This is a genomic window from Caulobacter sp. Root1472 (assembly GCF_001426985.1).
GTDB lineage: Bacteria > Pseudomonadota > Alphaproteobacteria > Caulobacterales > Caulobacteraceae > Caulobacter > Caulobacter rhizosphaerae.
Genome location: NZ_LMFX01000050.1, coordinates 152650 through 173996, shown reverse-complemented (window position 1 = coordinate 173996; position 21347 = coordinate 152650). Strand labels below are relative to the sequence as shown.

The window sequence follows — 21347 nt, the reverse complement described above, 5'->3', positions numbered from 1 at the left end:
AATTCGAACCATTCCGCCGCACCCTTCATTAACCATATATTCGGCGCTTCCCGCCTAGGTTCGGACCCCATGGCCGTGACCTTCTCCCGCAAGCCCGCCTACAGCGCCGACGCGCCCGCGTCCGGTCGCGAGGACGGCGACCTGCGCGCCCGGATCCTGGCGGCCGCGGCCAATCCGTTCATCGGCGCCAGCGCCGCGGCCTTCCTGTTCCTGCTGAGCCTGGCCCTGCTGGTGCTGGTCACCGGCGACCCCAACAAGGGCTCGCCCCTGGTGCGGGTGGCCCTGGACCAGATCGGCGCCGCCAAGAACGTCCCGCCCGGCTGGCGCGAGGCCCTGGTCGGCGAGGGCGAGCAGGAGGCTCCGCTGCTGCCGGGAGCCCTGGACCTGTCGAACCTGCCGTTCGCCAGCCACGCCGCGAGCGACGACGCCGAGGCCGGGACGATCGCCGCCCCGCCGACCGTCGCCTCGGCCGACGGCCCGCTGCCGCCCGCCCCGATCGCCGGGCTCTACACGCCGGGTCCCGGCGGCGGCTCGCTGCCGGTGATCGCCCCGGACGGCCGGACCGCCGCCGACGCCTATGCTCGTCCGTTCACCGCCGACGGCCGCCCCAAGGTGGCCTTGGTGATCGGCGGCCTGGGCCTCAACCCCCAGACCACCCGCGCGGCCATCGAAACCCTGCCGCCCGAGATCACCCTGTCGTTCGCACCCTATTCCGAAGGCCTGCAGGGCTGGATCGACCTGGCCCGCAGCCATGGCCACGAGGTGCTGCTGGAAGCGCCGATGGAGCCGGTCGACTACCCGGCCAACGACCCGGGCCCCTACACCCTGATCGCCGCCAACCGCCCCGAGGACACCGTGCGCAAGCTGGAATGGCTGATGTCGCGGGCCACCGGCTATTACGGCCTGACCAACTATCTGGGCTCGCGGTTCGTCACCAGCGACACGGCCATGACCACCTTCACCCTGGCCCTGAAGGCCCGGGGCCTGGCCTTCATCGACGACGGCCAGGCCAGCTTGCGCGGCGGCCCGATCCCCCGCGCCTCGGCCGACCGGATCATCGACGACGAACTGGCGGCCGGCTCGATCGACGGCCAGCTGAAGATGCTGGAGGCCGGCGCCGCCGGTCGCGGCCAAGCCCTGGGCTCGGGCTTCGCCTATCCGGTGACCATCAACCAGGTGCGGCTGTGGGCCGCGGGTCTGTCCGGGAGGGGCTTGCAACTGGCCCCCGCCTCGGCCATGGCCAAGCGATGAACCCCAGCCAAACGCCTCCACAAGATTTAGGCGACCCCTACCCCGATCACCGCCCCAATGTCGGCGTCGTGCTGTTCCATCCGGACGGCCGCGTCTGGCTGGGCAAGCGCCACAACCAGCCGCCGCCCCACAACTGGCAATTCCCGCAGGGCGGGGTCGACGACGGCGAGGACCTGCTGGCCGCCGCGCGCCGGGAACTGGCCGAGGAGACCGGCGTCACCTCGGTCGAATATCTGGGCCGCACCGAGAACTGGCTGATCTACGACTTCCCCGCCGACTTCGCCTCGTCGAAAAAAGCCCGTGGATTCAAGGGTCAGAAGCAGGTTTGGTTCGCCTTCCGCTTCCTGGGCGAAGAGTCCGAGATCGACCTGGAGGCCGACGCCCATGTCGAGTTCGACGCCTGGAAATGGGGCGCTCTCGACGAAACGCCCGAACTGATCGTACCCTTCAAGCGCGCGGTGTACGAACAGGTCGTCGCCGCGTTCGGTGGGTTCGCGCGCGGCGGCTGAAATCTTGCCGCGCTGGGGGAGCATGGAATGGCGGATACGATCCTGCTGATCCACGGCTACGGTTGCGCTGGGGACGTCTGGGATCCCATGGCCGCGCGGCTGCGGGCCGAGGGCTACCGCGTCGTGGCGCCGACCATCCGCTCGGCCGTGCGTACGGTGGATGGCCCCCGGGCGGGCCTGGCCGGCCTGACCCTGGCTGACTATGTCGCCGAGATGAGCGCCCTGGCCCAGACCCTGGCCAAGGAGGACGGCAGGAAGCCGATCGTCTTCGGCCACTCCATGGGCGGACTGATCGCCCAGAAGATCGCCGAGGCCGGCCACGCCGATCGCCTGGTGCTGTTCGCCCCCGCCTCGCCGGCCGACGCCCGCGGCAAGCCCAAGCTCTCGTCGGTCTTTACCTTCCTGAACATGGCCCTACAGTCCAAGCCTGAGGCTAGGGCGGGCAAGATGTGGAAGACGGGCTTCAAGTTCGGCGTCATGAACGCCGTGCCGGCCGCGCGCCACGACGCGCTGTACGCGACCATGGTCCACGACAGCGGACAGGTCCTGGCCGACCTCGCCTGGCCGCACAAGGATCCGAACCGGACCGCCCATGTCGACGCCGCGAAGGTGACCGTCCCCGTGCTGGTCCTGGCCGGCGCCCTGGATCGCACCACGCCTCTTGAGGACGTACGGCGCGTAGGCCGAAAATATCCGGCCGCCGACCTCAAGATCTACCCCAATAACGCCCATTACCTGATAGATGAGCCAAACACGATGAGCATTCTCGACGACGTGATCGCCTGGCTGACGGGCAAACCGAAAGCCGCTCCGGGCCCGCCTCCGGCTTCCGCCCCGGCGCCTGCGCCCGAACCCGTGAAGGCCGCGGAGCCCTCGCCGACGCCCGCCCCGGCTCCGATCGAACCCGCGCCGACCCCGGCCGCCAAGGCCCCCGCCGCGCCGACGGCGATCACCCCCGAGCCAAAGCCCCCCAAAACCACGGCGAAGGCCGCTCCGGCGGCCCCGAAGGCCCCGGCCAAGCCGAAGGCCGCGGCCAAGCCCGCTCCCGCTCCCGCCAAGGCGGCCGCTCCCAAGGCGGCGCCGGCCCCCAAGGCCGCCAAGGCCTCGCCGGCCCCGAAGCCGGCGGCTGCGAAAGCCCCGGCCAAGACCGCGGCGCCCAAACCGGCCGTCGAGAAACCCGCGGCCAAGGTCGCTCCGGCCGCCAAGGTGACCGCGAAGGCCGCTCCGAAAGCCGCCGCGAAGCCCAAGGCGACAAACACCGCGCCAGCCGCGGAGGCCAGCGCCCCGAAAGCCGCGCCAGCCGCGAAGGCCGCCCCGAAGGCCGCCAAGGCGCCGCCCGCCGCGAAGCCGACGGCCAAGCCGAAGGCCGAGGCCAAGCCCGCCGCCGCCAAGGCTCCGGCCAAGACCGCCGCGCCCAAGCCGGCGGCCGAAAAGCCGGCGGCCAAAACCGCGCCGGCCGAGAAGGCGACCGCCAAGGCCGCTCCCAAAGCCGTTCCCGCAACGAAGCCGGCGGCCAAGCCCGCCGCCGCCAAGGCTCCGGCGCCTGCGAAAACGGCCAAGACGCCCGCGACGAAGTCGGCGGCCAAATCTTCGCCATCACCGAAGAAGAGCGTGTAGGCTGGAAACTCGGCGCTCCGGCCGACGAACAGGCGAGGGGCGCATGGCGACTCCGGTGATCATGGTGCACGGCGCCTTCTGCGGCGGCTGGACGTTCGACACGTTCCGCCGCCCGTTCGAGGCCGCCGGCCACGTCGTCCAGACCCCCGACCTGCTGGGACACGGCGACGGCGCCCTGGTGGCCGGCCGCTCGATGGTCGACTACGCCAAGCAGATCGCCGCCCTGTGCGAGGCCTGCGACGCGCCGCCCATCCTCATCGGCCACTCGATGGGCGGCCTGGTGGCCCAGATGGCCGCCGCCCGCGCCGAGGTCTCGCGGCTGATCCTGCTGGCCCCCTCCCCGCCCTGGGGCGTCGCCGGCTCGTCCCTGGAGGAGGCGGCGTCGGCCGTCAGCCTCTACGCCTTGGGCCCCTATTGGCTGCAGGCCGTGGCGCCGGACTATGGCGTCGTCGAAAGCTACACCCTGGACCGCCTGCCCCGCGCCGAGCGCAAGCGTCTCTACGCCAAGATGAACGCCGAGAGCGGGCGGGCGCTGTGGGAAACCCTCAACTGGTTCATGGACCCGTTCATGACCACCGGCGCCAGCCCCGTGGGCGTTCCGACCCTGGCGATCGCCGGCGGCAAGGACGTGATCCATCCACCGGCCACCGTCCGCCAGACCGCGGCGCGCCTGGGCGGATCCTGCGAGGTCTTCCCGTCGATGAGCCACTGGCTGCCGGGCGAACCGGGCTGGGAAGAGGTCGCCGCCGCCTGCCTGAACTTCATCGCCGCCGAGGGTCGCGCGGCCGCCTGACTTCGGTCGCGGACCCGGTTTTGCGACGGACTGCGGCTGCCGTCGAATTGCGGCGCTTTCACGGCCCTTCCTTGACTTGCAAGCGGCGAAATGACCGCCTCTTGACAGTATTCGAGGCCGATATGCTCAGAAATTCGGCGTCAAAACACTAATGCAATAGAGTCGCTAAACTTGAGGAACCTTGACGCGTGCGACGTGTTTCCGCGCGGAAGAGGTTTTCATGCACGCCTATACCCATCCGCTACAAAGACGCGAGTCGGAACGTCGTTCCTTCGGGGGCGCGGCCCCGGTTTCGGACACCGGCGCGCCGGCGCTGGCGCCGCTGGCCATGCCGGACCAGCCTCTGCACCGCGCCGCCGAGCCGCGTCGGTTCGGGCCGGAGCCCGGCCTGGGACGGCGGCGGGCGGTCCTGGCGGCCTTCTGCGCCCTGGCGACCGGCCTGGCGGTGTTCGCGGTGACGGCGGCCATGGCCCGGGACGGGCTGGACCCGCTGGAGGTCGTGCATGTGAGCCTGATCCTGGTGCTGTTCGGCTGGATGGCCTTCTCGTTCGCCGCCAACCTGGGCGGCCTGTGGCTGTCGCGCCGGGCCGACGCCTGGGAGCGGGCCATGGCCCAGGCCCCCTTGCCGGCCCTGACGAGCCGCACAGCCCTGTTGGCCCCGATCTATCACGAAGACGTCGGGCCGTTCTTCGCCCGGCTGGCGACCATGCGGGCCGGACTGCACGCCCTGGGCCTGACGCCGATGTTCGACATCGTCGTGCTCAGCGACAGCCGCCGGCCCGAGGTGGTCGCCGAGGAGCAGCGGGGCTTCGCCGCCTTCCGGCGCGGCGGCGTCGGGCCTCGGGCCTACTATCGCCATCGCCCCGAGAACATCGACCGCAAGGCCGGCAATGTCGCCGAATGGGTGCGCCGCCACGGCGGGGCCTATGACCACATGGTGGTGCTGGACGCCGACAGCCTGATGGACGGCCTGACCCTTTGGCGGCTGGTGGCGGCCATGGAGGCCGACCCGTCGCTGGGCCTGATCCAGACCGCTCCGACCATCGTCGGACGCCGCACGGTGTTCGGCCGCCTGGAGCAGTTCGCCAACAACCTCTACGGCCCGCTGGCGGCCTGGGGCGTGGCCTGGTGGAGCGGGGCCGAGGGCAATTATTGGGGCCACAACGCCATCGTGCGGGTGGCGGCGTTCGCCCAGGCCGGCGGGCTGCCGCATCTGAAGGGCAAGAAGCCGTTCGGCGGCCACATCCTGAGCCACGACTTCGTCGAGGCCGCCTTCCTGCGCCGGGCCGGCTGGGGCGTGCGGCTGGCCCCGGCCCTGGGCGGCAGTTTCGAGGAGAGCCCGCCGACCCTGATCGACCACCTGATCCGCGACCGTCGCTGGTGCCAGGGCAACCTGCAGCACCTTGGCGTGCTTGGCGCGCGCGGCCTGCATCCGGTCAGCCGCCTGCACCTGGCGCGGGGCGTGCTGAGCTACGCCCTGGCGCCGCTGTGGATCGCCCTGGTGGTGACCGGCGCCCTGCTGTCGGCGCCGGACGCGGCGACGGGCGAGGCCGGCGGCTATCCGCTGGCGGGAGCGGCCGTCCTGGCCGTCAGCCTGGCTTTCGTTCTGCTGCCCAAGCTGATGTCCTACGCGATGATGCTGGCCGAGGGTCGGGCCCGGCGGTTCGGCGGCGCCTGGCGGGCCCTGGCCAGCGTCGGGCTGGAGACGGTGGCCTCGACCCTGACCGCCCCGGTCATCATGGCGGCCCACACCCGCGCCCTGCTGTCGGTGGCCCTGGGCCGGGACGCCGGCTGGTCGGCCCAGCAGCGCGACGAGGGCCGGCTGAGCGGCCGCGCGGCCCTGGCCTTCCACTGGCCCGAGATGCTGATCGGCCTGGCCCTGGCCGCGCTCGGCCCCGCCACGGGCGCAGGCCTGTCGCCGTGGCTGGCCGTGGCGGCGGCCAGCCTGGTCGCCGCGCCGTTCATCGTCTGGTGGACGGCCAGCATCGCCCGCGGCGTGCGGCTGCGCGACGCCGGCCTGCTGCTGACGCCGGGCGAGCGCCCGACGCCGCCCGTTCAGTGCGAAGGCGTGAACAGCTTCAAGCCCAGTATGCCCGAGACGATCAGCGCCAGGCAGGCCAGCCGCCCGGCCGTGGCCGGTTCCTTGAACAGCAGGATGCCGACGATGGCGGTGCCCACGGCCCCCACCCCGGTCCAGACCGCATAGGCCGTGCCTAGCGGCAGGGACTTCACCGCCCAGCCCAGCAGGCCCATCGAGGCCACCAGGCTGACCGCGGTCAGCACAGTGGGGACCGGCCGCGTGAAGCCTTGCGTGAACTTCAGGCCCACGGCCCAGCCGATTTCGAACAGACCGGCGACGAAGAGGATGATCCAGGCCATGACGGGCTCCCAGACTTCAGGGCGGGGCCGTCCCCGGAAACGCGAAAGGCGCGGGGTCGTCCCCGCGCCTTCGACTAGATAGGACCACCGGACCGGGGGACAAGCCCCGATCCGTCCGCCCTTAGCGGCTGGTGGTGCTGTACAGGATCTGGGCCTGCTCGTAGTTCTTGCCGATCGAGCTGTCGTCCAGCTTCTTCAGGCGCATGTAGACCAGGCCGGCGTGGCCGTCGGCCCAGGCGTCGTCCCACGACACCGTCAGGCGCTTGACGTCGCTGACCGTCAGGTCGTTACGGATCAGGCGCAGCTGCGGCTTGTTCTCCCAGGTCGCCCAGTCGTGCAGGGCGTTAGCCAGGGCCTGGGCCTGGGCGTCGCCCTGGGCGTACTGGATGGTGACGGTGCAGACGTTCTTGTTGCTGCCGGGGTTGTCGACGGCGATCAGATACGGCTTGCCGATATCCATCACCCACTGCTCTTTCTTCTTCTTCATCCCGGCGGCCTTGGCCAGGGACGGCATGTCGCCGCCGACCACGGCCGGCTTGCAGACCTTGTCGAGCACGCCCAGCAGCTGCAGCGAGACCGGGTCGGTGGTCGGCGGGCCGCGGGTCGGGGCGACATAGTCCGGCGCCTGGCCGGCGGGCGGCGCGGCCACGGCGGGGGTCGCGGTCATGGTGTCGGCCGGCGTGGCGGGGGTCTGGGCGGCCGGATCGGCGGCGGGCGCCGGGGCGGCTGCGGGAGCCGGAGCGGTCGGAGCAGTCGGAGCGGTTTGCTCCTGGGCGACGGCGGTCGAAACCGCGCCGAGAGCAAAGAGGCTGGCGAGCGCAAGGCGCATGGTCGAGTTATCCCCGTTAGGCAAGAGGTCGGCATTAAAACCGACAAGCGGTCCCTCGCAACCCTTATGGTGGCCGATTAAGGCGGAGAAGCGGTCACAGGTGTAATTTTCTCAGCGCGCGGGTGCGACCGGACGCCCCAGGGGCAGGGGCGCGGCGGCCGGAGCGACTGGAACGGCGCGCTTCTCCCTTTTCGGATAACGCCCGAAATTTCGGTTTTTATAGTTGTATACCACCATTTTACGTCTTAGGGTTGCTCAACATATTGCCGGCGGGGGACGTCGCGATGATGCAAGCCCGCAGCGCGTGGCTGATCCTGATGTGCGTCGCCGGCCTGGGTTGGGCGGCGATGATCGCCATCGGCCACCCCTTCCTGAGCCTTTCCAACTGCGCCTCGGGCGCGTCGGCGATCGGCGATGGCTGGCGAAACCTGCAAGCTGGACTGCTGCTGAATCCCGCCGATCGCCTGGCCGAGGGTTGGGCGGCCATGGTCCTGGCGATGACACCGATGGCCCTGGGTCCCGCCCTGACCGCGCCGCGCAACGCCTCCCCCGAGGCCCCCGGCGCCCTTCCGCTGTTCGTAGCCGGCTACGGCGCCCTGTGGCTGCTGGCGGGCCTTGCCCTGGTTCCCGCCGCGCTCTGGGTCGCCGGCGCGCTTCCGGACCGCGGCGCGGCCCTGACCGCCATGGCCGTGACGGCGCTGGCTTGGCGGGTGAGCCCCTTTCACCGGCTGGCTTCGAGGCTGTGCCGACCTTCCTCTCCAGCGGAGGCTTCCGGGCCGGCGCCGGGCCGGCGCGCCCTGGACGGCTTCAGGCATGGCGCGGGCTGCGTCCTCACCTGCTGGCCGCTGATGCTCGCCCCGCTGGTCGTCCATGGGCACCACATCGTCCTGATGATGGCGGCCACGGTGCTGCAATGGGCCGACCACGGACGCCTGCGTCGCCTCGCCGAGGCGCGGGCGACGCGGCGGGCCGCGACGGACGACGCCTTTCGTATCGCTTCCCAATCCTCGCGAGCCCATCCCAAGCCGAATGAAGACGGGCCTCCCGTCGCAACCCTCGTCCACCACGCATCAGGGGTCAGACATGCCGCAGGCTGAACAGCTCGTCGCCAATCCAACCTACATGGCCGACATCCGCTATTTCTTCGACACGATCGACATCCAGCACATGGCGGCCAAGAACATCGATCTTGGGTCCTATGCCGGGGTCAAGAAAAACGCCCTGGCGATCTACGCCCACACCACCCAGCCCGGCGGCGACATGCCGCCCGAGCCGGATCGCAAATGGAGCGCCGAACGCTCACAGACCTTCCGCAACTGGATCGTCGCCGGCTATCCGATGGGAACCGCCGTCGCGCCGACGATCGCCGCCCTGGCGGCCGCCGCGCCCGCCGAGCGGATCCGCAAGAACGTCGCCACCCTCAGCCCGGCCGAGATCGAGCAGTTGAAGACGGCGTTCACGGGCGTGATGGCCCGGGACGCCAGCGATCCCACCAGCTACGCCGCCCTCGCCGGCGTCCACGGCCTGCCGCAGACCTGGTGCCTGCATCACGAGGACCGCTTCAATCCCTGGCACCGGGTCTATCTGAAGGCCTTCGAGGATGCGCTGCGATCGGTGCCTGGATGCCAGGACGTCACCGTTCCCTACTGGGATATCTCCACGCCCGTGCCGGATCTCCTCAAGCAGCCGCCCTTCGACAGCTATGTCGTCGCCGCCGACCTCGGGCCGCCCTACGGGGCCGGCTATCGCACGATCCGGAACGACCAGGCCGGGATCAACGCCGGCCTGGCCCGCTACAGCGTGCTCCAGCACATCAATTCGGCCTTGGTGCAAACCCTTTGGGGCGTCTCCGGCGTCAGCGGCATGCAGGACGACTTCATCGCGGCCCACGACGGCGGCCACATGTCGATCGGCCCGACGATGGCCGACCAGAACGTCGCCTCGTTCGATCCGATCTTCTGGTTCTTCCATTGCAATCTCGATCGGCTCTGGCTGCGCTGGCAGGTCAACGACTCCGCCACCACCCTGACCGGCTTCACCTCGACCCTCGAAGGGAATACAGGTTGGTTGTCGGCGCCGTTCAACGCCCTGCCGCCCTTCGACACCACGGCGGACCAGACCATCGCGTTCGGCATCGGCTACGAGGAGCCCGCCATGGCGGCCGAGGCGACATTGGTGAACAAGCTCGGCAGCATCGCAGCGGCGCGCGCCTTCGTCATCCCGCCGGCGGCCAAGGTGTCGGTGATGGTCAAGAACATCGACCGGCTCAACATCCCAGGCTCCTTCGAGGTCAACCTGCTGGCCGACGGCGAGGTGGTCGCCACCCGCGCCTTCTTCCAGCCCAACGCCCCGCGCGACTGTGAGAACTGCCGCAAGCTGGCCCTCGTCAACGTCAACTTCCAGCTGGACGCCGACCGCATCACCGGCCGCAAACTCACCGTGGAGGTCGCCGTGCCCGGCCATGAAGAGATCGGCGCGCGCTTCCCGCTCTCGGCCCTGGGCAATCCCACGATCAACGCCCGGCTTCTCCTCGAGGACGCCTGATCCCAAGCGGCGAACGGCCCGGACGCCGCCGCGCCCGGGCCGTTGCGACTTGCCCAGCGGCGCGCGCTCAGGGCTTGGCGGTGCTCAGCACGAAGGTCGCCGCATCGGGGAAGTTGGCGACGACCACGTACATCTTCAGGCCCGGATAGGCCGGCGAGAGATACGTCCCCTTCTGGATCAGCTGGTTATCCTCGGCCGTCTTCACGAAGCCCGAGCCGACGGCGATGCCGGCATGGATCATGATGTTGCGCAGCAGGGTGGAAAAGGCGACCGGATCGGTCGGCGGCTGGGCCCCGCCATAGTAGCCGACCTGGCAGAAACCGTCCTGCGGGGCCTGGGCCAGGTAGAACCGCGCCGTCGTCGGCGACACCCAGACCTTGGTCGCTGGATCTTGCCACAGGGCCTTGATCGACGCTGGCGCCGGCTTCCAGCCCAGCTTGGCGGCCGCGAGCCCGACCGCTGCGGCGTTGGTTCCGGCCGGCAGGCAGACGCTCTTGAAGACGTCCACCACCTCCTGGCGATAGGTGGGCGCGGCCTGGGCCGCGCTGGCGGCCAGAAGGGCCGAGATCAGAACCGTCGTCGCGATCCGCATCGCGTTCTCCCCGGCGCCGGCGTGGCGCACGTCAGGCTACCCGATATCGAGAATCCACATAACGACGTTCTTCTAGTCTGGCGCCCGCAGGGTGACGATGACGATCTTGGGCGGCGCCCGAAAGCGGACGGGCAGAATCGACACGCCGAGGCCGCCCGTGACGAACAGATGCCGCCCGCGGTCGACATAGGCGCCGCAGCCCCAACGGCGCGCGGCCCGCGACGCATGGACCAGGCGGCCCAGCACCGGCAGATTGACCTGGCCGCAATGGGTGTGGCCCGCCACCGTCAGGGCGACGCGGTCCGGCGCCTGGGCGAACGGGTCGGGCCAACGGCTCAGGACCACGACCGGCGCGGCCGTCGGAACGCCCGCCAAGGCGCGGGGGTAGGACGGCTCGGCGCGGAAGGAGTCGAGGTCGGCCCGGCCGGCGATCCAGAAGGCGCCTTCGGGGCGCGGCGCGAGCACCGCGCGGTTCTCCAGCACCACCGCGCCGCTGGCCGCCAGGGCCCGCTCGATCGCCGGACCGTCGTACCACCAGTCGTGATTGCCGAGCACGGCGTAGACGCCCAGCCGCGCCCGCAGACCCTTGAAGGCGGCGACCCCGCGCAGGATCTCCGACCGGGCGGGAACGGCCCGGGTCGCGGCCGGCTCATGGCCGCCGGCGTAGTCGCCCAACAGCAGCACGGCGTCGGGATGCTGGGCGTTCATCCGCGCCACCACCCGCGCCACCCGGGCCGGATCGACATGGGGCGCGGCGACATGGGTGTCGCTGATCAGACCCAGGCGCACCGGCGGACCGCGCCAGGCCGGCGACTCGATCGTCACCTGGCGCACGACCAGCAGGCGCGGCTCGATCAGGAAGGCCCAGACGCCAAGGCCATAGGCGACCAGCGCCAGCCCCGCCAAGGTCCAGGCCAGACGCAAACGGCCCGAGCGCCGCAGCAGCGCCCAGGCCGTCAGGATGATCAAAGGTCCGGCGAAGGCGCCGATCCAGGCCAGCAGCAGGACACCGCCAGGCCCGGCCATCGAAGGACTTACGCCGCCTCGACCGCGTGCTCGGCCAGGATGGTGAAGCCGTCCGGGCCGACGTCGGCGAAACCGCCCTGGATGTCGAACAGGCGCACGCTCGAGCCGTCGCGGACCGTGACCCGGCCTTCGCGCAGGGTGGTCATGAACGGCGCGTGGTTCGGCAGGACGCCGAAGTCGCCTTCCGTGCCCGGTGCGTCGACCTGGTCGACCTCGGCCGAGAACAGTTCGCGCTCGGGCGCGACGAGGGAGAAGTGCAGCTTAGCCATCAGTCGTGTGTCTCCACGGCGCCCAGGGCCGCTTCGATGTCTTCGTCGGTCTGGATCTCGGTGCCGCAGAACGGACAGAAGCGGATGGTGGCCAGCACGACGCCGGTTTCACCACCCTCTTCCCGATGACCCAGATTGAGCAGGATCAATCCGCTGTCGTGCTCGATCAGCGCGTCCTCGGGATCCGAAGACACCGCATCCTCGAGCTCTTCGCAGCAGAAGTTGATCAGCTCGTGCTCGTCGGTCATCAGGCTTCGCCGGCCAGCTTTTCAGCCTTGGCCACCGCTTCCTCGATCGGGCCGACCATGTAGAAGGCGGCTTCCGGCAGGTGGTCGTACTCGCCGTCCACGATGCCCTTGAACGAGCGGATGGTGTCCTTCAGCTGGACGAAGGCGCCGGGCGTGTTGGTGAACTGCTCGGCGACGTGGAACGGCTGGGACAGGAAGCGCTGGATCTTGCGGGCGCGGGCGACCGTCAGCTTGTCCTCTTCCGACAGCTCGTCCATGCCCAGGATGGCGATGATGTCCTTCAGGGCCTTGTACTGCTGCAGCACTTCCTGGACCGAACGGGCCACGTTGTAGTGCTCTTCGCCGATGACCAGCGGGTCCATGATCCGCGAGGTCGAGTCCAGCGGATCGACGGCGGGGAAGATGGCCTGGGCGGCGATGTCGCGCGACAGGACGGTGGTGGCGTCCAAGTGGGCGAACGAGGCGGCGGGCGCCGGGTCGGTCAGGTCGTCGGCGGGCACGTAGATGGCCTGGACCGAGGTGATCGAGCCCTTGTTGGTCGAGGTGATGCGCTCCTGCAGGTTGCCCATCTCGGTGGCCAGGGTAGGCTGATAGCCCACGGCCGAGGGGATGCGGCCCAGCAGAGCCGACACTTCGGCGCCGGCTTGGGTGAAGCGGAAGATGTTGTCGACGAAAAGCAGCACGTCCTTGCCTTCTTCATCGCGGAAGTATTCGGCGATGGAGAGACCGGTCAGGGCCACGCGGGCGCGGGCGCCCGGGGGTTCGTTCATCTGGCCGTAGACCAGGGCGCAGCGGCTGCCTTCGGTCGAGCCGTTGTTGGCCTTCGGGTCGACGTTGACGTTCGACTCGATCATCTCGTGATAGAGGTCGTTGCCTTCGCGGGTGCGTTCGCCCACGCCGGCCAGCACTGAGTAACCGCCGTAAGCCTTGGCGATGTTGTTGATCAGCTCCTGCATCGTCACGGTCTTGCCGACGCCGGCGCCGCCGAACAGGCCGATCTTGCCGCCCTTGGTGTAGGGGCACATCAGGTCGATGACCTTGATTCCGGTGACCAGCACTTCGGCGGTGTTGGTCTGCTCGGCGAAGGACGGCGCGTCGCGGTGGATCGTGCGGAAGATGTCCGATTGGATCGGGCCCTGCTCGTCGATCGGCTCGCCGATGACGTTCATGATGCGGCCCAGGGTGCCGGGACCGACCGGAACCCGGATCGACTCGCCGGTGTCGCGCACGGCCTGGCCGCGGACCAGCCCCTCGGTGGCGTCCATGGCGATGGCGCGGACGGTGTTCTGGCCCAGGTGCTGGGCGACTTCGAACACCAGGCGCTGGCCCGAGGCGGTGTTGACGGTTTCCAGGGCGTTCAGGATGGCCGGCAGCGGGCCTTCGAACTCGACGTCGACGACGGCGCCGATGACCTGCACCAGCTTGCCGGTCGCGGCGCCGATGGTGGCCGGGGCGGCCTGGGTCGCCTTCGGCGCCGCGGCCTTGGGGGCGGCGGGCTTCTTGGCGGCCGGAGCCTTGGCGGCGACGGCGGGAGCGGCGGCCGCGGCGGCGGCCTTCGGAGCGGCGGGCTTCTTCACGGCGGCCGGCTTGGCGACGGCGGCGGGAGCCTTAGCGGGGGTCTTGGCCATGGCGTTCAGGGTCTTTCGTGCGTGCTCGTGCGTGCGTTTTTTACGTTAGGCTTTTGATCAGACGGCTTCGGCGCCGGAGATGATCTCGATCAGCTCCTTGGTGATCTGGGCCTGGCGGGAACGGTTGTATTCGAGGGTGTAGCGCTTGATCATGTCGCCGGCGTTGCGCGTGGCGTTGTCCATCGCCGTCATCTGGCTGGCGTAGAAGCCGGCCATGTTGTCGAGCAGGGCCGACAGGATCTGGACCGTCAGGTTGCGCGGCAGCAGGGTCTCGAGGATGGCCTCTTCCGAGGGCTCGTACTCGTAGACGGCCGCCGGGCCGGAGGCGGGCTCGCCGCCTTCGACCACGGCCGGGATCAGCTGCAGCGCGGTCGGGACCTGCTGCACCACCGACCTGAAGCGGCTGTAGAACAGGGTGACCACGTCGACATCGCCGGCTTCGTACAGGCGCGTGACCACGTCGGCGATCGGCTGGGCCACCGACAGGGTGAACTGGCGGTAGGCTGACAGGTCGAAGTTCTCGACGATGCGCTCGCCGTACAGGCGGCGCAGCTGGGCGGTCGACTTCTTGCCGACGCAGACGATCTTCACGTCCTTGCCCTCGTGGACCAGGGCGTCGATCCGCTCGCGGGCGGCGCGGACGATCGACGAGGTGAAGCCGCCGGCCAGGCCGCGGTCGGCGGCGGCCACGACGATCAGGTGGCGATCGTCCCGGCCGGTGCCGGCCAGCAGGGCCGGAGCCCCGTCGCCGGACACGCCGCTCGCCAGGTTGGCGATGACGTTCGCCAGCCGACGCGCATAGGGGCGCGCGGCTTCGGCCGCATCCTGGCTGCGGCGGAGCTTGGCCGCCGCCACCATCTGCATCGCCTTCGTGATCTTCTGCGTCGCCTTGACGCTCGAGATCCGATTGCGCATTTCCTTCAAGCTGGCCATTCGGCGCTACTCTCTCCGAGCGTTCCGAGGGGGCTTAGGCGAAGGTCGCCGAGAAGCTGTCGAGCACGCTCTTCAGCGTGTTCTCCAGGTCCTTGTCGAGAGCCTTCTTGGTGCGGATGCCGTCCAGCAGGTCCTTGTGCTGGCTGTGCAGGCGGGCCAGGAACTCGCTCTCGAACCGGCGAACCGACGAGGTCGGGATCTTGTCCAGGTAGCCGCGGGTGCCGGCGTAGATCACGCAGACCTGCTCTTCCACCGCTTGCGGCGCGTATTGCGGCTGCTTCAGCAGCTCGGTCAGGCGCTCGCCGCGGGCCAGCATCTTCTGGGTCGAGGCGTCCAGGTCCGAACCGAACTTCGCGAAGGCGGCCATTTCACGGTACTGGGCCAGCTCGCCCTTGATCGGGCCGGCGACCTGCTTCATCGCCTTGATCTGGGCCGACGAGCCGACGCGCGACACCGAGATGCCGACGTTCACGGCCGGGCGGATGCCCTGGTAGAACAGGTCGGTTTCCAGGAAGATCTGGCCGTCGGTGATCGAGATCACGTTGGTCGGGATGTAGGCCGACACGTCGTTGGCCTGGGTCTCGATGATCGGCAGGGCGGTCAGCGAGCCCGAGCCGTTGTCTTCGTTCAACTTGGCGGCGCGTTCCAGCAGGCGCGAGTGCAGGTAGAAGACGTCGCCCGGATAGGCTTCGCGGCCCGGCGGGCGGCGCAGCAGCAGCGACATCTGGCGATAGGCGACGGCCTGCTTGCTGAGATCGTCATAGATGATCAGGCCATGCAGGCCGTTGTCGCGGAACCACTCGCCCATGGCGCAGCCGGCGAACGGGGCCAGGTATTGCAGCGGGGCCGGCTCCGAGGCCGAGGCCACCACGACGGTGGTGTATTCCAGGGCGCCGTGCTCTTCGAGCGTCTTGACGATCTGGGCGACGGTCGAGCGCTTCTGGCCGATGGCGACATAGACGCAGTAGAGCTTGGCGCTCTCGTCCTTGCCGGCGTTGGCGGCCTTCTGGTTCAGGATGGTGTCGATGGCGACGGCGGTCTTGCCGGTCTGGCGGTCGCCGATGATCAGTTCGCGCTGGCCGCGGCCGACCGGGATCAGGGTGTCGATCGACTTCAGGCCGGTCTGGACGGGCTCGTGCACCGACTTGCGCGGAATGATGCCCGGGGCCTTGACGTCGACCCGGCGACGCTCGGTGTATTCGATCGGGCCCTTGCCGTCGATCGGCTCGCCCAGCGGGTTGACGACGCGGCCCAGCAGGCCGCGGCCGACCGGCACGTCGACGATCTCGCCGAGGCGGCGGACTTCGTCGCCTTCCTTGATGGCCTGGTCCTGGCCGAAGATCACGGCGCCGACATTGTCGCGCTCGAGGTTCAGGGCCATGCCCTTCACGCCGGCCTTCGGGAACTCGACCATCTCGCCGGCCTGGACGTTGTCCAGACCGTAGATGCGGGCGATGCCGTCACCGACGGACAGCACCTGGCCGACGTCCGAGACGGCGGCTTCTTCGCCGAAATTGGCGATCTGCGACTTGAGGATGGCCGAAATCTCGGCGGCGCGGATGTCCATGGCTGTCTTGGGCTCTCTGCGTTTTATCTTTAGGGCGCGCTTATAAAGCGTTAGGCGCGCTTCAGGGCGAATTTCAGGGAATCGAGCTTCGAACGGAGCGAAGCATCGAACAGGCGGGAGCCGACACGCACCTTGATGCCGCCCAGGATGGACGGATCGACGCGGGTCGAGATTTCAGGGGTCTTGCCGACGGCGGCGGCGACGGCGGCCGACACGCCCTTCAGCTGGGCGGCGGTCAGGGCCTTGGCCGTGGTCACCTCGGCGGTGACGACGCCACGGTGCTGGGCCGACAGCTCGACAAAGGCGCTGATGGCGCCCAGCAGGTCGCCGGACCGGCCGTTGCTGGCCACCAGGCCCAGGAACTTGGCGGTCAGCAGCTGGAACTGGGCCTTGGCGGCCACGGCGGTCAGGCCCTTGGCCTTGTCCTCGGCCGAGAAGGCCGGGCTGTCGATCAGGCGACGCAGGTCGGCGCTCTGCGCCACCATCGTGCGCAGCGCCTTCAGGTCGGCCTCGACCTGGACCAGCTGGTTGCTCTCGATCGTCAGTTCGAAGAGGGACTGCGCATAGCGCTGACCCGCATCCGTCGCCTTGGTTTCGTCCGCCACTTGTTCCGCCCGGTGCGTTGCAATCGCCGCGGACAAGAAGATTAACCCTCGTCCCGGCTTAAAGGCTTGAGCGCGCTCTAGAAAAGCGCATGGACGGCCGGCGCTGACGCGCTGCCCTGTCCGAAGCCGCGCGCCTGATAACACGCAGCCTTCGCAGTCGCAACCAAGGCCAATGCGTAAGGTGCGACGGCGTTTCGGAAAAGCGGTCCGCTAGCCGTGCGTGACCCTGCGGAACACAGCCGAGGCGGCGGCCACCAAATTTCCGTCCTCGGTACGGGCCTCGGCCTGGGCGAAGACCAGGCTGCGGGTCGCGCGCTCGATCCAGGCCCTGTGGGCGGAGACCGGTCCGGCGGCGGCGTAGTCGATGATCATCGAGGCCGGTTCGGCGTCGGCCCCGGCGGCCTGGCGCAGGGCGTCTTCCAGCAGGGCGGCGGTCGAGGCGGTCATGCTAGATCCCTTAGTGCGAACCTGTCGGAAGAAAAAGGGCGGCGGAACCGGTCCGCCGCCCCATCAGGCGAATGCTCGAGGAAACAGCCGGACGGGGCGGGAGGCCCCAAGGCGTCCGGGTACTAAACGGCCGGATTACTTCTCGGCCGTCTGCACGCCGGCCTTGGCCGACGCGTTGCAGCGGGTCAGGTCGTCGGCGTCCAGCGACTTGGTCTCGCCCCCGAAGGCCGCCACGCGGCCGACTTCCTTGGCGAGGGCCTTGCACGAGACGGCGGTCAGGGCCCGCGACGGGGCGGCGGTCGAGACGCACTCGGCGCCTTCGCAGACGAAGACGGCGCCGCCGGCGACGACCTTGGTCTTGGCGGCGAGCGGGTTTTCAAGGGCGACGGCGATGCGGCCATCGGCGAAGGCCGAGCCGGCGAACAGGCAGGTCGTCAGGGCGGCGGCGGCCGCCAGGGATTGGAGCTTCATGGGAGCCCTCCAGCGTGTACAGGGGAGTTGGATCGAATGATCGGCGATAAGCTGTACTGGGCGTTCCAAGCCGGGGATGTCAGCGCCGGTATCCCCACCGGGGGCGTCGGCTCAGAACTAAGCACTGCTTAGATACCAGTGTTCAGAAATAGCGCAAGCGGATTTTATTTCGCATGAGCATTTTTTAATGAAACGGGCGTTTTGGGCTATTGCCCGAGGATCGAGTCGAAACGGCCCTTGGCCGCGGTGGGAGCGGCCCGGTCCTGGATCATGCCCTCCAGGCGGGCGTATCGGCCGTCCTTGCCGGCCTTGCGGCGGATCTCGTCGGCGTTGATCACCACGATCCGGCTTTCGCGCTCCAGGACCTTGCCCATGATCGCGGCGAACGCCGCGCCGGCCACGGCCGCCGCCGTCGGCCCGAAGGCCTCCAGCCAGGTCTCGCCGAAGATCGCCTGCAGGCGGCCGATCAGCAGTTCTCGGTTGGGCTGTTCGTCGATCAGGCCAATGAAAAGGCGGTCGCCGCCTTCGATCGCCGCGACTAGGACCAGGGCGATGGCCACGCCCAGCCAGCGCGGCTTGGCGTAGAGGCCAAGCACGGCTCCCAGTACGGCGCAGGCGGCCATCATGATCATGGATGCGATCCTGCCGCGTCTAGGTGAGCGCCGGATTAAGGCCGTTGGCGACCGATTGTCGCAAGACGGCCCGACCCCGAGCAGGGCGCCCGCTGACGTTTCAAGGATGACAAACGCGCGCATTGCGCGAGAATGCACGCACAGGTCGTCATCGCGTTTGCATCGGCGCGAAGCTGGCCCTTAGTGTGCGTCCAACCACCGCCAAGAGCGACATACGGCGCTACGTCCGGATCCAATCAGGCCCGAAGGGACTTCATGCGGATGCTCAGAACCCTCACCCGTCTCGCCCCCGTCATCGCCGTCAGCCTGTTCCTGGCCGGCTGCGGGATCAACACCATCCCCACCCAGGACGAGGCGACCAAGACCGCCTGGGCCGAGGTGCAGAACCAGTACCAGCGGCGCGCCGACCTGATCCCCAACCTGGTGGCGACCGTGAAGGGTTACGCGGCCCAGGAGAAGGGCGTGCTGACCGCGGTCACCGAGGCGCGGGCCAGCGCCACCCAGGTCAAGGTCGACGCCTCGACCATCACCGACCCGGCCCAGTTCCAGCAGTACGCCGCCGCCCAGGACAAGCTGTCGGGCGTGCTGGGCCGGCTGATGATGATCCAGGAGAGCTATCCGGAGCTGAAGTCGAACCAGAACTTCCTGGCCCTGCAGAGCCAGCTGGAGGGCACCGAGAACCGCATCGCGATCGCCCGGCGCGACTACAACAACACCGCCCAGGTCTACAACACCACGTTGCGGACCTTCCCCAGCATCATCTGGGCCAAGACCCTGTACGGCTCCCAGAAGCCGGCCCAGCTGTTCCAGGCCACCGCCAACGCCCAGTCGGCGCCGAACGTCAGCTTCGACGCGCCCGCGGCCCCGGCGGTGAACACCCAGCCCGGCCCGGCGCAGTAGGTTGTTCCTCTCCCTTCCTTCATCCCGGCGAAGGCCGGGACCCACGCCGGGTCTCCGGTCGGGGCGCAGCGCCTTGATCGGCCAGCTCCCCCGGGTCCCGGCCTTCGCCGGGATGAGGGGAGCCGTGGGCGGGCTGATGGCGGCGGTCGCCGTGCTTTTCGCCCTCCCCGCCCTGGCCGCCGGCCCGACCTTCCCCGCCCTGAGCGGACGCGTCGTCGATAGCGCCAACATCCTGTCGCCGGCGGTCGAGGCCGAGCTGACCACCAAGCTGGAGAGCCTGGAGAAGACCACCGGCCGCCAGCTGGTGGTGGCCACCGTGCCCAGCCTGCAGGGCTACGAGATCGAGGACTACGGCTACCAGCTGGGCCGCACCTGGGGCATCGGCCAGAAAGGGACCAACACCGGCGCCCTGCTGATCGTCGCCCCGACCGAGCGCAAGGTGCGCATCGAGGTCGGCTACGGCCTGGAGCCGGTCCTCACCGACGCCCTGTCCAGCGTCATCATCCAGACCGCCATCCTGCCGAAGTTCAAGGCCGGCGACCTGGAGGGCGGGGTCGTCGCCGGGACCGACGCGGTCATCGCCCAGCTGGCCCTGCCCGACGAGGAGGCCAAGACCAAGGCGGCCCAGGCCTTCAAGGTGTCGCAGCAGGCCGAGCGGAGCGCCGGCCCCTCGCCGATCCTGGCCCTGCTGGTCCTGTTCGTCGTCATCGTGGTGCTCAGCCAGGTGTTCGGCCGTCGCGGACGTCGCGGCGGCGGCCTGGGCTCGGCCCTGCCCTGGATCATCCTGAACGGCATGCTCAGCGGCGGCCGCGGCGGAGGCGGCGGCTGGAGCGACGGCGGCGGGGGCGGCGGATTCTCCGGCGGCGGCGGCTCGTTCGGCGGCGGCGGCTCCTCGGGAAGTTGGTGATGAAGACACTTTCGCAAGCCGATCAGGACCGCATCGCCCAGGCGGTGGCCCAGGCCGAGAAGACCACCGCCGGCGAGATCTATTGCGTGCTGGCCCCCGAGGTCGGCGACGACCGCGCGGTCCCGCTGATCTGGGCGACCAGCGCGGCCCTGCTGCTGCCGGCCCTGGCCCTGCTGGCAGGCTTCCGGCCCGAGATGCTGAGCCGGCTGTTCGGCGGCTGGAGCATCGGCCACGCGGCCGCCCAGGACGTGGCCATCCTGTCGGCCCTGCTGACCTATGTCGGCCTGCAGGCGGCGATCTTCGCCGTCGTCGCCGCCCTGGTCTCGATCCCGGCCGTGCGCCGCGCGCTGATCCCCTCCGGCATCAAGAAGGCCCGGGTGCGCCGGGCGGCGCTGGACTACTTCATGGCCAAGGACCTGCACCTGACCCGCGAGCGCACCGGGGTGCTGATCTTCGCCGCCCTGGCCGAGCACCGGGTCGAGGTGATCGCCGACGACGGCGTCCACGCCGCCGCGCCGAGCGGGGTGTGGGACGAGGTGGTGGCCGACCTGGTCGCCGGCCTCAAGCGCGGGGCCATCGCCGACGGCTTCGTGGCCGCCATCGCCCGGGCCGGCGCCATCCTGGCCGCCCACGCGCCGCCGCGCCCCGGCGACACTAACGAGCTGCCGGACGGGCTGACCGTGTTGCCAAAATAGAGAACCCTGTCCCATAGGGAGGGAGGGTGCGTTTGGCGCCCCTGCGCGTTCTGGCGTGACGCTTCAGGAGGCTTCGATGACCGACGAGACCGAGTTCACCGCTTTCCTCGACCAGCGACGCCGCGTCGCCCAGGCCTATGTCAACGGCGACGCCGGACCGCTGGGCGAGATCGCCGCCCAGGCCAATCCTGCCACCTTCTTCCCGCCTAACGGCGGGCGCGAGGAAGGCGCGGGCCACGTGACCGCCGTCAACGCCCGCGGCGCCCGCAGCTTCGCGGCTGGCGGCGAGACCCAGCTGGAGATCCTGCACAGCCAGGCCAGCGGCGACCTGGCCTACTGGACCGGCCTGCAGCACGCCACGGTGCGGTTCGCCGGCCACGACCAGCCGGTCGAGATGCACCTGCGGATCACCGAGGTCTTCCGCCGCGAGGACGGCGCCTGGAAAATGATCCACCGCCACGCCGATCCGCTGGCCGAGGCGAAGCCGCCGGGACAATAGATCGGG

23 protein-coding genes and 1 pseudogene are annotated in these 21347 nt (G+C 69.7%); 11 read left to right on the top strand and 13 right to left on the bottom strand.

Annotation, left to right across the window (positions count from 1 at the left end; genetic code table 11):
• Window positions 1-69 precede the first annotated feature (69 nt).
• The 5 genes and pseudogenes from ASD47_RS24510 to mdoH all read left to right on the top strand — a co-directional run.
• Window positions 70-1251, top strand: a complete 1182-nt coding sequence (locus ASD47_RS24510) for a divergent polysaccharide deacetylase family protein (protein ID WP_056762359.1) — start codon at window positions 70-72, stop codon at window positions 1249-1251.
• Entirely contained in the window at window positions 1248-1760 is a 513-nt protein-coding gene (locus ASD47_RS24505; protein ID WP_056762358.1) for an RNA pyrophosphohydrolase, read from the top strand. Before ASD47_RS24510 ends, ASD47_RS24505 begins: the two co-directional genes overlap by 4 nt.
• A gap of 27 nt (window positions 1761-1787) precedes the next feature.
• Window positions 1788-3377 carry an alpha/beta hydrolase gene (locus ASD47_RS24500; protein ID WP_056762356.1) on the top strand — a complete coding sequence of 530 codons (1590 nt, stop codon included), beginning with the start codon at window positions 1788-1790 and terminating at the stop codon, window positions 3375-3377.
• Window positions 3378-3420: 43 nt separating this feature from the next.
• Entirely contained in the window at window positions 3421-4170 is a 750-nt protein-coding gene (locus ASD47_RS24495; protein ID WP_056762354.1) for an alpha/beta fold hydrolase, read from the top strand.
• Window positions 4171-4390: 220 nt separating this feature from the next.
• Window positions 4391-6169 (top strand): annotated as a pseudogene (mdoH, locus tag ASD47_RS27830) (glucans biosynthesis glucosyltransferase MdoH); the annotation flags it as partial.
• A 56-nt stretch (window positions 6170-6225) separates the two neighbouring features.
• On the opposite strand, the gene sugE reads toward mdoH, so the two are convergent.
• Together sugE and ASD47_RS24485 are read right to left on the bottom strand one after the other, a co-directional pair.
• Window positions 6226-6549, bottom strand: a complete 324-nt coding sequence (sugE, locus tag ASD47_RS26395) for a quaternary ammonium compound efflux SMR transporter SugE (RefSeq protein WP_082564796.1) — start codon at window positions 6547-6549, stop codon at window positions 6226-6228.
• Window positions 6550-6670: 121 nt separating this feature from the next.
• Complete coding sequence (locus tag ASD47_RS24485) at window positions 6671-7378, bottom strand: hypothetical protein (protein ID WP_056762350.1); 708 nt, start codon at window positions 7376-7378, stop codon at window positions 6671-6673.
• A gap of 287 nt (window positions 7379-7665) precedes the next feature.
• Here ASD47_RS24485 and ASD47_RS24480 point away from each other — a divergent pair, with 287 nt between their 5' ends.
• Both ASD47_RS24480 and ASD47_RS24475 read left to right on the top strand, forming a co-directional pair.
• Window positions 7666-8475, top strand: a complete 810-nt coding sequence (locus ASD47_RS24480; protein WP_235526198.1) for a DUF2182 domain-containing protein — start codon at window positions 7666-7668, stop codon at window positions 8473-8475.
• The gene (locus ASD47_RS24475; protein WP_056762347.1) at window positions 8462-9922 is read left to right on the top strand and encodes a tyrosinase family protein; all 1461 of its coding nucleotides are present in this window, start codon (window positions 8462-8464) and stop codon (window positions 9920-9922) included. The genes ASD47_RS24480 and ASD47_RS24475 overlap by 14 nt, the downstream gene beginning before the upstream one ends.
• A gap of 67 nt (window positions 9923-9989) precedes the next feature.
• Here ASD47_RS24475 and ASD47_RS24470 read toward each other — a convergent pair whose 3' ends face one another.
• From ASD47_RS24470 to ASD47_RS24420, 11 genes are all read right to left on the bottom strand, one after another.
• Window positions 9990-10514, bottom strand: a complete 525-nt coding sequence (locus ASD47_RS24470; RefSeq protein WP_056762345.1) for a hypothetical protein — start codon at window positions 10512-10514, stop codon at window positions 9990-9992.
• 72 nt (window positions 10515-10586) lie between these two features.
• Window positions 10587-11540: a metallophosphoesterase gene (locus tag ASD47_RS24465; RefSeq protein ID WP_056762343.1), complete on the bottom strand. Its 954-nt coding sequence runs from the start codon at window positions 11538-11540 to the stop codon at window positions 10587-10589.
• A gap of 8 nt (window positions 11541-11548) precedes the next feature.
• Window positions 11549-11809 carry an ATP synthase F1 subunit epsilon gene (locus ASD47_RS24460; RefSeq protein ID WP_028038864.1) on the bottom strand — a complete coding sequence of 87 codons (261 nt, stop codon included), beginning with the start codon at window positions 11807-11809 and terminating at the stop codon, window positions 11549-11551.
• On the bottom strand, window positions 11809-12057 hold the full coding sequence (locus ASD47_RS24455; RefSeq protein ID WP_029910885.1) for a hypothetical protein: 249 nt from the start codon (window positions 12055-12057) through the stop codon (window positions 11809-11811). The genes ASD47_RS24460 and ASD47_RS24455 overlap by 1 nt, the downstream gene beginning before the upstream one ends.
• Window positions 12057-13685 carry a F0F1 ATP synthase subunit beta gene (gene atpD, locus ASD47_RS24450; RefSeq protein WP_056762341.1) on the bottom strand — a complete coding sequence of 543 codons (1629 nt, stop codon included), beginning with the start codon at window positions 13683-13685 and terminating at the stop codon, window positions 12057-12059. Before atpD ends, ASD47_RS24455 begins: the two co-directional genes overlap by 1 nt.
• A 57-nt stretch (window positions 13686-13742) precedes the next feature.
• On the bottom strand, window positions 13743-14618 hold the full coding sequence (locus ASD47_RS24445; RefSeq protein WP_056762338.1) for a F0F1 ATP synthase subunit gamma: 876 nt from the start codon (window positions 14616-14618) through the stop codon (window positions 13743-13745).
• Window positions 14619-14652: 34 nt separating this feature from the next.
• Window positions 14653-16185, bottom strand: coding sequence for a F0F1 ATP synthase subunit alpha (gene atpA / locus ASD47_RS24440; RefSeq protein ID WP_056762336.1), 1533 nt, complete (start codon window positions 16183-16185; stop codon window positions 14653-14655).
• Between the two features lie 50 nt (window positions 16186-16235).
• A complete protein-coding gene (locus ASD47_RS24435) occupies window positions 16236-16790 on the bottom strand; it encodes a F0F1 ATP synthase subunit delta (RefSeq protein ID WP_056762334.1) in 555 nt (184 codons plus the stop codon).
• A 210-nt stretch (window positions 16791-17000) separates the two neighbouring features.
• Window positions 17001-17237, bottom strand: coding sequence for a hypothetical protein (locus ASD47_RS24430; protein WP_056762331.1), 237 nt, complete (start codon window positions 17235-17237; stop codon window positions 17001-17003).
• Between the two features lie 135 nt (window positions 17238-17372).
• Window positions 17373-17708 (bottom strand): hypothetical protein, encoded by a 336-nt coding sequence (locus ASD47_RS24425; RefSeq protein ID WP_056762329.1) that lies wholly within the window; start codon window positions 17706-17708, stop codon window positions 17373-17375.
• A 206-nt stretch (window positions 17709-17914) separates the two neighbouring features.
• On the bottom strand, window positions 17915-18340 hold the full coding sequence (locus tag ASD47_RS24420; RefSeq protein WP_056762327.1) for a hypothetical protein: 426 nt from the start codon (window positions 18338-18340) through the stop codon (window positions 17915-17917).
• Window positions 18341-18595: 255 nt separating this feature from the next.
• Between ASD47_RS24420 and ASD47_RS24415 the strand changes: the two genes are divergently transcribed.
• The 4 genes from ASD47_RS24415 to ASD47_RS24400 all read left to right on the top strand — a co-directional run bounded on the left by ASD47_RS24415 (window position 18596) and on the right by ASD47_RS24400 (window position 21341).
• Complete coding sequence (locus ASD47_RS24415; protein ID WP_056762325.1) at window positions 18596-19240, top strand: LemA family protein; 645 nt, start codon at window positions 18596-18598, stop codon at window positions 19238-19240.
• Between the two features lie 136 nt (window positions 19241-19376).
• Window positions 19377-20147 (top strand): YgcG family protein, encoded by a 771-nt coding sequence (locus ASD47_RS24410; protein ID WP_156402417.1) that lies wholly within the window; start codon window positions 19377-19379, stop codon window positions 20145-20147.
• Window positions 20147-20842 (top strand): TPM domain-containing protein, encoded by a 696-nt coding sequence (locus ASD47_RS24405; protein WP_056762321.1) that lies wholly within the window; start codon window positions 20147-20149, stop codon window positions 20840-20842. The genes ASD47_RS24410 and ASD47_RS24405 overlap by 1 nt, the downstream gene beginning before the upstream one ends.
• A gap of 76 nt (window positions 20843-20918) precedes the next feature.
• Window positions 20919-21341: a DUF4440 domain-containing protein gene (locus ASD47_RS24400; protein ID WP_056762319.1), complete on the top strand. Its 423-nt coding sequence runs from the start codon at window positions 20919-20921 to the stop codon at window positions 21339-21341.
• The last annotated feature ends 6 nt before the right edge of the window (window positions 21342-21347 follow it).